The 12,732-nt window shown below is 61.3% G+C and carries 11 protein-coding genes; 5 read left to right on the top strand and 6 right to left on the bottom strand.

Annotated elements, in window-relative coordinates; all coding sequences use genetic code 11:
- Positions 1-15: 15 nt before the first annotated feature.
- Together ABR948_RS07910 and ABR948_RS07905 are read left to right on the top strand one after the other, a co-directional pair.
- A complete protein-coding gene (locus ABR948_RS07910) occupies positions 16-1,311 on the top strand; it encodes a dicarboxylate/amino acid:cation symporter (protein ID WP_428115490.1) in 1,296 nt (431 codons plus the stop codon).
- A gap of 12 nt (positions 1,312-1,323) precedes the next feature.
- The gene (locus tag ABR948_RS07905) at positions 1,324-2,265 is read left to right on the top strand and encodes an amino acid ABC transporter substrate-binding protein (RefSeq protein ID WP_428115488.1); all 942 of its coding nucleotides are present in this window, start codon (positions 1,324-1,326) and stop codon (positions 2,263-2,265) included.
- Positions 2,266-2,300: 35 nt separating this feature from the next.
- Here the strand turns inward: ABR948_RS07905 and ABR948_RS07900 are convergent, their stop codons facing one another.
- From ABR948_RS07900 to ABR948_RS07890, 3 genes are all read right to left on the bottom strand, one after another.
- Complete coding sequence (locus tag ABR948_RS07900; protein WP_428115485.1) at positions 2,301-2,567, bottom strand: hypothetical protein; 267 nt, start codon at positions 2,565-2,567, stop codon at positions 2,301-2,303.
- Positions 2,568-2,678: 111 nt separating this feature from the next.
- Positions 2,679-3,989, bottom strand: coding sequence for a bifunctional folylpolyglutamate synthase/dihydrofolate synthase (locus tag ABR948_RS07895; protein ID WP_428115483.1), 1,311 nt, complete (start codon positions 3,987-3,989; stop codon positions 2,679-2,681).
- Entirely contained in the window at positions 3,989-4,984 is a 996-nt protein-coding gene (locus ABR948_RS07890; protein WP_428115482.1) for a hypothetical protein, read from the bottom strand. The genes ABR948_RS07895 and ABR948_RS07890 overlap by 1 nt, the downstream gene beginning before the upstream one ends.
- 343 nt (positions 4,985-5,327) lie before the next feature.
- Between ABR948_RS07890 and ABR948_RS07885 the strand changes: the two genes are divergently transcribed.
- The 3 genes from ABR948_RS07885 to ABR948_RS07875 all read left to right on the top strand — a co-directional run bounded on the left by ABR948_RS07885 (position 5,328) and on the right by ABR948_RS07875 (position 9,089).
- Positions 5,328-6,101 carry a ferredoxin--NADP reductase gene (locus ABR948_RS07885; protein ID WP_428115479.1) on the top strand — a complete coding sequence of 258 codons (774 nt, stop codon included), beginning with the start codon at positions 5,328-5,330 and terminating at the stop codon, positions 6,099-6,101.
- A 266-nt stretch (positions 6,102-6,367) separates the two neighbouring features.
- Positions 6,368-7,234, top strand: coding sequence for a patatin-like phospholipase family protein (locus ABR948_RS07880; protein WP_428115476.1), 867 nt, complete (start codon positions 6,368-6,370; stop codon positions 7,232-7,234).
- Positions 7,235-7,463: 229 nt separating this feature from the next.
- Positions 7,464-9,089 carry an FMN-binding glutamate synthase family protein gene (locus tag ABR948_RS07875; RefSeq protein WP_428115474.1) on the top strand — a complete coding sequence of 542 codons (1,626 nt, stop codon included), beginning with the start codon at positions 7,464-7,466 and terminating at the stop codon, positions 9,087-9,089.
- Between the two features lie 120 nt (positions 9,090-9,209).
- Here ABR948_RS07875 and ABR948_RS07870 read toward each other — a convergent pair whose 3' ends face one another.
- From ABR948_RS07870 to ABR948_RS07860, 3 genes are all read right to left on the bottom strand, one after another.
- Entirely contained in the window at positions 9,210-10,520 is a 1,311-nt protein-coding gene (locus ABR948_RS07870; RefSeq protein ID WP_428115471.1) for an ABC transporter ATP-binding protein, read from the bottom strand.
- 13 nt (positions 10,521-10,533) lie between these two features.
- Positions 10,534-12,267: an ABC transporter permease gene (locus ABR948_RS07865; protein ID WP_428115469.1), complete on the bottom strand. Its 1,734-nt coding sequence runs from the start codon at positions 12,265-12,267 to the stop codon at positions 10,534-10,536.
- A gap of 276 nt (positions 12,268-12,543) precedes the next feature.
- The coding region (locus ABR948_RS07860) for a carbohydrate porin (protein ID WP_428115467.1) at positions 12,544-12,732 on the bottom strand (189 nt) is incomplete at its 5' end.

The raw sequence follows: 12,732 nt of genomic DNA, 5'->3' as shown, positions 1-12,732 counted from the left end.
CGGGGGTAAGGACACATGTCTAACAGGTTTACGCAGTACATATTGATCGCGATGGCGCTTGGCATCGTGATGGGGACGCTGGTCTTCAACTATCTTCCCGACACCAGGGCCGATATCGCAGCAGACGTAAACCTGATCGCGATGCTGTTCCTGCGCCTGATCAAGATGATCATCGCGCCGCTGGTGTTCGCTACCCTGGTCGGCGGCATCGCCCATATGGGAAGCGGCGCCAAGCTGGGACGGATTTTCGCCAAGACGATGGGCTGGTTCATCAGCGCCTCGTTTGTCTCGCTGCTGCTTGGCCTGGTGATGGTCAATCTGCTGCAGCCGGGCGCGAATTTTCCGGGGACCCTGCCGGACAAGGCGCAATCGACCGGCTTGCCGGTATCGGCGTTCTCGGTCGAGAAATTCCTGACCCATCTGATTCCGACCTCGATCGCGGACGCGATGGCGCAGAATGAAATCCTGCAGATCGTGGTTTTCGCGGTGTTTTTCTCGGTCGCGCTGGGGGCGATGCCGGAACGCTCCAAGCAGATGCTGTCGCTGATCGATGACCTCGGCCACATCATGCTGAAGGTCACCGGCTATGTGATGAAGTTCGCGCCGATTGCGGTGTGGGCTGCGATCATGGCGACGGTGTCGAAGAACGGTCTTGGGGTGCTGTGGAAGCTGGTCGTCTTCATGGGCGGCTTCTATATCTCGCTGATGCTGCTGTGGGGCATCCTCGTCATCGTCGGTTTCATCGTCATCGGGCCCAGATACAGCCATCTGCTGCGGCTGATCCGCGAACCCCTGATGATCGCGTTCTCGACGGCGAGTTCGGAGGCCGCCTATCCCAAGACGCTGGAGGGCCTCAACCGCTTCGGCGCCTCGGCGCGGATCTCGAGCTTCGTGCTGCCGCTGGGCTATTCGTTCAACCTCGACGGCACGATGATGTACTGCACCTTTGCCAGTATCTTCATCGCGCAGACCTACAAGATCGAGATGTCGCTCGGCACCCAGTTTGCGATGCTGGCGACCCTGATGATCACCTCGAAAGGCGTCGCCGGCGTTCCCCGCGCGTCGCTGGTGGTGATCGCCTCGACATTGGGCCAGTTCGGCATTCCCGAGGCGGGCCTGTTGATGATCATGGGTATCGATACGTTCCTCGACATGGGACGCAGCGCCACCAATGTGATCGGCAACTCGCTGGCGACCTCGGTGGTGGCGAAATGGGAGGGCGAACTCGCGCCCGAGCACGCGCTCGGTGCCGACGACGCCGTGCCGCCGGATATGATCCCCGGCGAAATTCCCGCAATGGCCGGCCATTGACGGGAGCGATGCATGTGCCAAGCCATCATGCCCCAAAAAATGGGGAGATCGATCCGGGCCGGCGGCCTGTTGCTGGCAGCGTGTCTGCTGGCAACGGCCGCGGCCGCCCAGAGCGGCGGCGAAGGGCTTAGTCCGACGCTGGCCAAGATCGCGAGCACGCATGTCGTGCATCTGGGTTATCGCGAGAGTTCACCGCCGTTCTCGTTTCTCGATCAGGCCAACCGGCCGATCGGCTACAGCCTCGAGCTTTGCGAGGCCGTCGTCGATGAAATCGGCGTCGAGGTCGACGATTCCAACCTCAAGATAGAATACGTCAAGGTCACCTCGGATGACCGCATTCCGGCCGTGGTGCAGGGCAAGATCGACCTCGAATGCGGATCGACCACGGCCAATGCGGAGCGCGCCAAACAGGTCGCGTTCTCGCCTTTGATGTTCGTGGCCGGAACCAAACTGATGGTGCCGAAGGATTCGACGATCTCGGTGCCGAAAGACCTGCAGGGCAAGACCGTCGTGGTCACCAAGGGCACCACCAACGAGCAGGCAATGCGCGCGCTCGACAAGAAGTTCGCGCTCGGTCTGAATATCGTGGTGGCGCCGGATCACGAGCAATCCTATCAGATGCTGGTGGACGGCAAGGCCGATGCCTTCGCGACCGACGATATTCTGTTGTACGGCCTGATCGCGCGGCACAAATCACAGGACAAGTTTCGCGTCACCGGTGACTATCTGTCCTACGATCCCTACGGCATCATGTACCGCAAGGGGGAGCCGCAACTGGCCGCGGTGGTAGAACGCACCTTCCGCAAGCTCGGCACCAACCACGACCTGATCCCGCTCTACAACAAGTGGTTTACCGCCCGCCTGCCCACCGGCGAAAGACTCAATGTCGCGATCTCGCCGCAGCTTGAGGATTCCTTCAAGGCGCTCGACGATACCGAGGGCGTGAGCAACTAGGGTCTGCACGACCGAGCCGCTGATACCTTCACGCTTCACGGATTGATGTGAAGCACGGATTTGGTTGCGGCGATGGTGTTATTGAAAGCGGCCTTGGTTTGACCGGCCAGGGTGCTGGCCTCGTAAGTGGGGCCGGCGGTAAAGCCCGTCTTGGGTTTGACGCCCACCGCGGACTGGACCTTGGTGAGGGCGCTCGCAAAGCTCGCGGTGGTCGCGCTCGCCGCTGTCTTCAGATCGGAGACCTGTTTTCCGATCGCGGCGGATGTGGAAGATGCTATCGATGACAGGGATATATCGCTCATGCGAGGCTCCGGCTTTGCCGAAACCATCGATCCAGTATGGTTAATGATCGGTTAACGGCCGTTGATCTGGCCCGCGATGCCCCAAAAAAAACGTCGCCAAAGGAAATGGCCTCAGAAAAAATCCAGGTCCTGCGCGCGACCGCCCCGGGCGGCAACCCCGAATTCGATCGCAGTGAACAATCCGCCGGCCACATAGATTTTCCGGTTCAGTGATGCGGCCAGCGTCCGGCTGAGGCTGACCGCGTCCGCGATGGTGGCGGCGATGTGAATGGCGGCCTGCGGATTGATCTGGCGCACCGTGGCGGCGATATGTTCCGCATTGCCGCCCTTGTGGTGCGCCGTGGTGCAGACGATGGTGTCGAATGACGGCGCCAGCGCGCCCACGATCTCGTCGAGCTTCTTGTCGAAGGAAACGCCGACCACGAGGATCCATCCTGATGCGCCGTAAATCGCCTGGAGGCTTGCGAGCGATTGCCGGATGCCGTCGGGGGTGTGGCCGACATCGACGATCGTGAGCGGATCTCGCCTGATGATCTCGAGGCGGCCGGGCCAGCTGACGTCGCGCAGGCCCGATCGCACCGCCGCTTCGATCCCGGCGGGATCAGGCCGCACCCGTTGCAGCCAAAGCACGAACAGGGTGATCGCGATGGCGGCATTGTTGAACTGAAACCTGCCCAGCAAGCCGATGTCGAGGGACCGGAACTCGGTATCGGCGAAACCGAAGTCGAACCGCTGCACCGAGGGCGCGACGATTTCGCCGCCGATCCTGATCTGGTCGCGAACGAACAGCGACGTGATGCCGCGGTGGCGATTATATTCGACCAGATGCGGCTTCAGGCTTCGGCAATTCTCGCCATAGACGACCGTGCCCCCGGAGGCGCAGGCATCGCTCTTGTCGGAAGCGATCAGTTCGAGCGAATCGCCGAGCAATTCGACATGTTCATAGTCGACGGACGTCACGCTGGTTACGGTCGCGCCGACCAGGCGTACCGGATCATAGCGGCCGCCGATGCCGGCCTCGAACACCGCGAAGGCGCATTGGCTTTCCTCGAAATAGACGCAGGCCAGCGCGAACATGGCTTCGAAGGCGCCGAATTTCTCGCCGCGGCGCTGCGAAATTTCTGTTATCGCGGCTTCGATCCGCGACACCAGACGCGCCAGATCGTCATCGCCGATGGATGCGCCATCGACCTGAAACCGTTCGTTGAAACGATAGAGATGCGGCGAGGTGAACAATCCCGCGCGCACGCCATAAGCGCGGCCGATAGCGGCGCAGAATGCCGCGGTAGAACCCTTGCCGTTGGACCCCGTCACCACCACCGAGATACGCTGCAGCCGGGCCCGATCGACGCTGAGGACGTCGAGCAGTTCCGCCATCCGCGCCAGGCAAACGCCATCGCCGTATTTCGGAAGCTCAAACACTAGAGCAATCCCATCGCTGCAAACGTATGGCGCCAGATCTTCAGGATCAGGTCGCCGCGGCCGGATTGTTCCAATAGCCGGATCGACGGGTTGGAATTCACTTCAATGACCCGTATCGCGTTCTGTTCTCCCTCGATATCCGTGAACAGGTCGATGGCGGCGATGCGCAGGCCGAGTGCCTGGGCGGCCTTCCGCGCCACGGCGATGGCCGCATCGGAGCCTAGCGCTTCGATCCGCATCGTTCCTCCCGCGCTCAGATTCATCCGTCCGGGAATCTCCCAATGCTTGCCCTTGGCGAGCACGGTGTCGAGCGAGCGGTCGTGTTGCGCCGCGGCCGGCGAAAGGCCGCGGGCCTGCAAAGCTGCGTTGTGTGCGACCAGGAGATCGCGGATCGCGCTGACGCCATCGCCCAGCACAACGGGCGGATATTTGCGCGCCGCATAGACGATTTCGTCATCGAGCAGAAAGACCCGGTACTCGCGACCGCAAAAAAATGGCTGAATCAATATCGCGTCGTAATGTCGTGAAACCTCCCGCAGATATCGATCGAGCGACGCCTCACCGTGAATGGCCTGCGCAAAATCGCCGCGCGATCCCAGCAAGGGTTTGATGAATGCGGCCCCGCCCAATGCTCTGAAATATTCCGATGCGTCGTCGCGCTCATGGCCGGCCGGCCGGTGGGCGCGATGCCGGTCATGCAGGAAGAAATATTCGCCGCCCAGCGTCACCACACCGGCGTCTTCAAGGATCCGGTTGGTGAAATATTTGTCCGATGCCAGGGTCGCGGCGGTGGCATTGTTTTGCGGATACCACGCGCATCGTCCGGCGCCGAAATGAATGGTCTTGGTTGGCGAAGCCACACTGAAGACCAGCCCGCTGCCGCCGTCGAGGTCGCGAAATGCCAGGCCGAATTCAGCGCAGGCAAGGGCCGCGTAGATCGACTGATCCGGATAGGAACTCGGCTTTCCCGATCGAAATTCGCTGGGGCTTCGCATGCAATATCCGCTGCGCTGGGTACTCGAATGACGTGCTCTTATCCCTAACGAGATTTCCGGCTGGCCGTGGCAATTAATTGCCCGATCGATGCCGATTTCAGCAAGTTAATTGCGCAGCCACGCCGCCTTGCGATGAATCGACGCCGAGCCGTTTCGCGCATCAGCAGCCTGCCATTTTGCGCCTTCAACTATGCGTCAGGTCTGGTTGACTATCCCTGATATTGGCGTAGGTCACATTCCAAATCTTCAATGAAATCTCCAGTCATTGCAGGGGTTTTTGCCCTGTTCTCGGCCCCCACAACGCAATCGTTCTACATTATAGCAAGCGGAAAAACCAAAACTCATGAGCGCATTCCATCGAGAGAAAGTTCTTTCTGTCCGGCACTGGACCGATACGCTTTTCAGCTTTACCGCCACCCGAAATTCCGGCTTCCGATTCCTCAACGGACAGTTTGCGATGATAGGCCTGGAGGTCGACGGCCGACCGCTGCTGCGCGCCTACAGCATGGCGAGCGCCAATCACGAGGAAGAACTGGAATTCTTCTCGATCAAGGTCGCCGATGGGCCGCTGACCTCCAGGCTTCAGCAGATCAAGGAAGGGGATACCATCCTGGTCGGTCGCAAGGCGACGGGCACGCTGATCGCCGACAATCTGATCCCGGGCCAGCGCCTGCTGTTGCTGTCGACCGGAACGGGGCTCGCGCCATTCGCGAGCCTGATCAAGGACCCCGAAGTGTATGAGCGGTTTGAAACCATCGTGCTGGTTCACGGCTGCCGGCAAGTCTCGGAACTGGCCTACGGCGAAGAGCTGGTCGCAAGACTGCGCGACGACGAATTGTTCGGACCGCTGCTGACCGAAAAGCTTAAGTATTATCCGACCGTCACCCGCGAGCCGTTCCGCAACCGCGGCCGCATCACCGATCTCATCACCTCCGGACAATTGTTTGGCGATCTCGATCTGTCACCGCTGGATATCGAAACCGACCGGATCATGATGTGCGGCAGCCCGGGCATGCTGGAGGAGCTGCGCCAGACGCTGGAGGCGCGCGACTTTCTCGAGGGCAGCCACAGCGAGCCCGGCCATTTCGTGATCGAGAAGGCGTTCGTGGAACGCTGAGGTATTTCCCGCCTCGTCAGTCCGGTTCGCGTGTTAGCGCGAACCCGGAAGCTCGAGATTTCCCGATGTGCAATTGCACATCTGAGGTCTGGTCCCGCGGACCATCCGGGAATGACAGTTGTCGTACGCGCTCATATTGCATCAACGCGCTCGGCTGACACAACCATTGTTGATGGTGCAGTCGGCTCATCGCCTGCTATAACCGCTCCCGAACGCAGCGCGGCTTTGGTGACGCGGCGATACCGGGAGCGATAGAGCTTTTGTCCGTGTCCAACCACGCTGGCCCCGCCAAAACGGCCTTTGTATTCGCAGGCGGAGGCAGTTTCGGCGCCATTCAAGTGGGCATGATGCACTCGCTCGCCGCCCACGGAATTTCCGCCGATATGGTGGTCGGCTCCAGCGTCGGCGCCCTCAATGGCGCTTACTATGCAGGCGATCCCACCTTGAAAGGGGTGCTGCAGCTCGAAACCATCTGGCGCGGGTTGACGCGCCATGACGTTTTCCCGGTCAGCTGGCGCACCATGCTGGGATTTCTGTGGCGCCGGGATTTCCTGATCCCGCATGACGGGATTCAGAAACTGATCGACGATCATCTTCCCTATCGCAACCTGCAGGACGCCAAGCTCCCGGTTCATATCGTCACCACCGATATCATCTCCGGTGACAGCGTCGTGTTGTCGGAAGGGTCGGCGGCGCAGGCGATCATCGCCTCCACCGCGATCCCCGGCGCCTTCGCGCCAGTGCCCTACAAGGATTTTTATCTGGTCGACGGCGCGATCTCCGCCAATACCCCGATCAAGGTCGCGGTCGCAAAGGGCGCGCGGCGCCTGATCATTCTGCCGACGGGGTACGCCTGCTCAGCGCATGCGCCACCGGCCGGCGCGGTGGCCAATGCGTTGCATGCGCTGACGCTGCTGATCGCGCGGCAATTGGTCAGCGAGCTGGAAGATCTCGCTCCCGAGATCGAATACTTCGTGGTGCCGCCGCTATGCCCGCTGGTCGGATCGCCCTATGATTTCTCGCGAACCTCTGATCATATCGAGCGCGCCATCCGGAGCACCGATGCGTGGCTGGCGCAAAACGGCCTGGAAAAAAGCGGAATTCCCGGGGAGATGCGCCCGCATAGTCATTGAACCGTTCGAGATGGGTCGGGCTACGTTGCACTGCAAAACAACCCAAGGCGGCCGGGGACCCGTCTGTTCCGCGACGGATTGATCTTCCGCCGGCTGATCCGGTAGCCTCATGGAAGTCGCTGTCATATCCCTGACCTGCAACGCTGGATATCGTGTAAAGGATTGTTCTGGCGTCGGATTAGGCCGCGGCCGACAATAACAAAAACGGCAGATCTGCCTGAGGGGTCTCATGGAAACGTTGATGCTTCCGTTCTCGCCGCGTTTCATCGTTCTGACGATTTGCGGCGTCGTCACGGCGTTGCTGCTCGGCTTAGGGATCGTCGATCACAAGGTGTTCGATCTGGTTCTGATCCCGATCCTGATTTTCGGCGCGCTGACGCTGCTCGGCTTTCGCGATCTCACGCAAAAGAGTCACGCGGTTCTGCGCAACTATCCGATCTCGGCGCATCTGCGGTTCCTGCTGGAAGAGATCAGGCCGGAGATGCGGCAATACTTCTTCGAGAGCGAGAAGGACGGCATGCCGTTTTCGCGCGACACCCGCGCCGTCATCTATCAGCGCGCCAAGATGGTGCTCGACAAGCGGCCGTTCGGCACCCAGGAGGATGTCTATCGCGAGGGCTACGAATGGATGCATCATTCGGTGGCGCCCAAGGTTCACGCCGACCAGAACTTTCGTGTCACCATCGGCGGCCCGGACTGCACCAGGCCGTATTCGGCATCGGTCTTCAATATCTCGGCCATGAGCTTTGGCGCGCTCAGTCCCAACGCGGTGCGGGCGCTGAACGCGGGCGCGAAAAAGGGCGGTTTCGCGCATGACACCGGCGAGGGCGGCGTCAGTCCCTATCATCGCGAGAACGGCGGCGATCTGATCTGGGAAATCGGTTCCGGATATTTCGGCTGCCGCAACCACGACGGCTCCTTCAATCCGGAAGAATTCGCGCGCGTCGCCGGCGACGATCAGATCAAGATGGTCGAACTCAAGGTCAGCCAGGGCGCCAAGCCGGGGCATGGCGGGGTGCTGCCGGCGGCGAAGGTCTCCGAAGAGATATCGAGGATCCGGGGGGTCTCGATGGACGAGGACTGTATCTCGCCGGCGTCACACCGGGCGTTTTCGACGCCGCTGGAAATGATGGCCTTCATCGGCGAGATGCGCCGGCTGTCCGGCGGCAAGCCGGCCGGGTTCAAGCTTTGCATCGGGCATCCCTGGGAATTCCTGGCGATCTGCAAGGCGATGATCCAGACCGGAATCTATCCCGACTTCATCGTGGTCGACGGCAATGAAGGCGGCACCGGCGCCGCGCCGCTGGAGTTCATGGACCATCTGGGCATGCCGATGCGCGAGGGCGTCAATTTCGTCCACAACGCGCTGGTCGGCATCAACGCCCGCGACCGCATCCGGATCGGCGCCGCCGGCAAGATCGCCACCGCTTTCGACATGGCCCGCGCCATGGCGATCGGGGCCGACTGGTGCAATTCGGCGCGCGGCTTCATGTTTTCGCTGGGCTGCATCCAGTCCCTGAGCTGCCACACCGATCGATGTCCGACCGGCGTGACCACGCAGGACCCCTCGCGCAATCGCGCGCTGGTGGTGCCGCACAAGACCGAGCGGGTCTACAATTATCATCACGCCACCCTGCATGCGCTGGCCGAGCTGCTGGCGGCCGCCGGGCTCGATCATCCGCAGGACATCCGGCCGATTCATTTCTCGCAACGCTCGTCAACCACCGAGGTGCGAACGTTCGCGCAGCTCTATCCCTCGCTTCGCCCCGGCGAGTTGATCGACGGCACCAGCGATCCGCGCTTCCGAGAAGCCTGGGCGATGGCGCGGGCGGAGACGTTCTCGATGGTAGGGTGAAGACCATGCACCTGTCATTCCGGGACACGCGTCTTCGCGTGGACCCGGAATCTCGAGCTGATAATCTCCAGATTCCGGGTTCGCGCCAACGCGCGCCCCGGAATGACGATGGTTTAGCCGCTAATGCGGATTTTCGAGGCTGAACAGTTCCGACTGCTCGTCATAGGCGAACAGCTCGGCATAGCGAGCCCATGACACGATGGTCTTCAGCGTTTCGTCCGCATATTCCTCGGACATGTAATCTTCGAGTTCGTTGCGGAAACGCGCGGCGGGAGCCGTGTGCGAGGGCCGCTCATCGAGGACGCGGCGGATCAGACCCATCACCGGCACATAGTTGATGAGGTGTTCGGCGAACAGCTTCTTGCGGGCATCGGTTGCCATATGCGCGAAACGCTTGCCGGCATCCGTCAGCATCAGGTCGCCTTCGCTCAATTGCGCAAACCTCAGCAATTGAAGCGCTTCGCCGAGGTGGAATATCTCGTCGGCTTCGAGCTGCAGGTGTCCGGCCAGGATCGGCAGGTCGGCGTGCCCGTTATACGGTGGTCCCGCCAGCGTCTCGATCAGGCCCGACAGCACGTTGGACGAGACGTGGTTGAGGATCATGCCGACGCCGGTGCCCTGGATGCCCTCGATCGCCGGCGATCTGGCTTCCGCGCGCTGGGTCATGCGCGCATAGATGCTGTCGACCAGTTGGCGGAATGTCGGATCGAGACGGTTGCGCGGATGCGGCAGGTCGACCTTGATCTCGGCGGCGACGCGGCCGGGATTGGATGAAAACACCAGGATGCGGTCGCACATCAGGACCGCTTCCTCGATGTTATGCGTCACCATCAGCACCGACTTGATCGGCAGCCGGCCTTCGATCCACAGATCGATCAGGTCGGTACGCAACGTCTCGGCGGTCAGCACGTCGAGAGCGGAAAACGGCTCGTCCATCAACAGCAGGTCCGGATGCACCACCAGCGCCCGCGCAAATCCGACGCGCTGGCGCATCCCGCCCGACAATTCCTTGGGGTAGGCGGATTCGAACCCGTCGAGACCGATCAGGTCGATCGCCGCCAGCGCCCGCGTGCGGCGCTCGGTGCTCTCGACTCCCAGCGCTTCGAGGCCCAGTTCGACGTTCTGCAGCACCGTCAGCCAGGGAAACAGCGCGAAGGATTGAAACACCATGGAGACGCCGTTCGGCGGTCCCACAATGGTTTCGCCGCGGCATTTGGCGTCGCCCGAGGACGGCGCGATCAGGCCGGCGATGATTCGCAGCAGCGTCGATTTGCCCGATCCGGACCGGCCGAGCAGGCCGACGATTTCGCCCGACTGGATCGTCAGATCGACCTTCTCGAGCACCAGCAGATCCTCGCCGCTGCCCTTTGGAAAAGATCGGCAGACGCCGCGGATATCGAGCAGGCTGTTCTGGATGGTTTGATCGAGCATGAATTTCTCCTGGTCAGCCGAGACGCAGACGGCGCTCGCCGAAGGCGTAGAGCGGCCGCCACAATAGCCGGTTGAAGAGCGTCACCAGAATGCACATGATGGCGATACCCAGAACGACACGCGGAAAATCACCGGCTTCGGTCGCGGTGGCAATATAGGCACCAAGACCCGCGGCCGTCAGATGGGCGTCGCCCCAGCTTGCCACTTCCGCGACGATCGAGGCATTCCACGATCCGCCCGATGCGGTGATGGCGCCCGTGATGTAATACGGGAAAATGCCGGGCAGGATCACCTTGGTCCACCACCGCCATCCCCTGAGGTGAAAGCTGCCGGCGGCCTCGCGCAGGTCGGTCGGGAATGCGCTGGCACCCGCGATCACGTTGAACAGGATGTACCACTGGGTTCCCAGAATCATCAGCGGGCTGAGCCAGACATTCGCGTTCAGCCCGTAGCGTACGATGACCACGACGAACACCGGAAAGGCGAGATTGGCGGGGAACGCGGCCAGGAACTGCGCCAGGGGCTGGATTCGTTCGGCCAGTTTGGGCCGCAGCCCGATCCAGACCCCGACCGGCACCCAGATCAGGGTCGCGAAGAAAATCAGGACGATGACACGGGTCAGCGTAAGGAACCCGTATCCGATCGCGCTGAAGAAGTCGGACGGCCCCAGCGTCGCCGAGAGATAGGCATAGGTCCGCCAGGCGGCATAGCCGGTGCTGGTGACGATCAACACCAGCCACAGCGCATCGATCGCACGCGATGGCGGGCCGCTTCTTGCCGGCAGCTTCAGGCCGGCCGGGAGGGTCAGGTGCAAATTCGAAATCGCCTTGTTCATGGCCGCGAACGGATACGACAAAGCGCGCAGCGCGCGGGTGCGCCGAAACAGATCCAGCATCCAGGATGTCGGCGCACTCGCGGAGGCGGTCTGCTCGAAGCGGAATTTGTCGGCCCAGGCCACCACAGGACGAAACAGCAATTGGTCATAGGCGATGATGACAAGAAGCATCGCCAGGATCGCATAACCGATCGCGGGCAGGTTCTGCTTTTGGATGCCCAATGCGACGTAGGAGCCGATCCCAGGCAACGTGACGGTGGTGCTGCCGACCGTGATCGCCTCCGAAGCCACCACGAAGAACCAGCCGCCCGACATCGACATCATCGTGTTCCAGATCAGGCCCGGCATCGCGAAAGGCACGTCGAGCCGCCAGAAGCGCTGCCAGCCCGAGAGGTGAAAGCTTTGCGAGGCTTCCTCCAGATCCTTCGGTACGTTGCGCATCGACTGGTACATGCTGAAGGTCATGTTCCAGGCCTGGCTGGTGAAGATCGCGAACACGCAGGCGAGTTCAGCGCCGAACACGCTGCCCGGAAACAGGTTCATGAAGAACACGACGGTGAAGGTCAGGAAGCCGAGGATCGGGACCGACTGCAGGATATCGAGCAGCGGGATCAGCACCATTTCGGCGCGCCGGCTCTTGGCGGCGAGCGCAGCGTAGATGAAGGTGAAAACGATCGAGCAGGCGATCGCCAGCAGCATCCGCATGGTCGTTCGTAACGCGTAGGCCGGAAGATTGGCCGGATCGAGCGACACCGGGGTGATATCGAGGGCGGACAATGGCGCCGCGGTCTGCTCGCCGCCATAGACGATCAGCACCATCGCGCCGATCACGAGAATCAAGGCAACGACGTCCCAGATGTTGGGCCGCATCGCCTGTCCCAGTGTCGGTACGCGAAGATCCTGAAGTGCCATGGATGCAGCCTTGTCTAGAGCTTGCAGGAAGGCCGGCCCGGAAAGATCGAGACCGGTTTGCGATTGCCGTTATAGGCTTGGTTTGTGATGGGTTGATATTCGACGAGGTTAAGTGAAACAGCAGCCAATTCGGGAGGCGTGCCAAAGGCAGGATTTCATTGCAGAAGCCGCCAGCGCACGCCAATAGTTTTTTCAGGCTCCCCGGTTGGTCCGCCGCCCGTCGCCAAGAATCGCCAAGACAGGTCAGGGACCAATCAAATCCAGTACCCGTCAAGTCTAGTACTGTGTGTGCACCCGGAAACCGAGCACCGAAGCCGGACCTCGGTCGCGGTTGTAGGCTGGATTGACGATGAGCTGATAGTCCAGCGTGATCCGCGCAGCATATAGCGGGAAACTATAAAAGGTCTCCATGATCCGCTCGCTGCCGGGATTGGGCAATTGTCCGTCGCCGACCAGAATGCCTAA

The organism is Bradyrhizobium sp. (assembly GCF_050014615.1).
GTDB lineage: Bacteria > Pseudomonadota > Alphaproteobacteria > Rhizobiales > Xanthobacteraceae > Bradyrhizobium.
This window is presented reverse-complemented; position numbering and strand designations above follow the sequence as displayed.

Coding starts and splice junctions, on each gene's coding strand:
- ABR948_RS07910 (WP_428115490.1), top strand. CDS start 16: ATGTCTAACAGGTTTACGCAGTACATATTGATCGCGATGGCGCTTGGC.
- ABR948_RS07905 (WP_428115488.1), top strand. CDS start 1,324: ATGTGCCAAGCCATCATGCCCCAAAAAATGGGGAGATCGATCCGGGCC.
- ABR948_RS07900 (WP_428115485.1), bottom strand. CDS start 2,567: ATGAGCGATATATCCCTGTCATCGATAGCATCTTCCACATCCGCCGCG.
- ABR948_RS07890 (WP_428115482.1), bottom strand. CDS start 4,984: ATGCGAAGCCCCAGCGAATTTCGATCGGGAAAGCCGAGTTCCTATCCG.
- ABR948_RS07885 (WP_428115479.1), top strand. CDS start 5,328: ATGAGCGCATTCCATCGAGAGAAAGTTCTTTCTGTCCGGCACTGGACC.
- ABR948_RS07875 (WP_428115474.1), top strand. CDS start 7,464: ATGGAAACGTTGATGCTTCCGTTCTCGCCGCGTTTCATCGTTCTGACG.
- ABR948_RS07870 (WP_428115471.1), bottom strand. CDS start 10,520: ATGCTCGATCAAACCATCCAGAACAGCCTGCTCGATATCCGCGGCGTC.
- ABR948_RS07865 (WP_428115469.1), bottom strand. CDS start 12,267: ATGGCACTTCAGGATCTTCGCGTACCGACACTGGGACAGGCGATGCGG.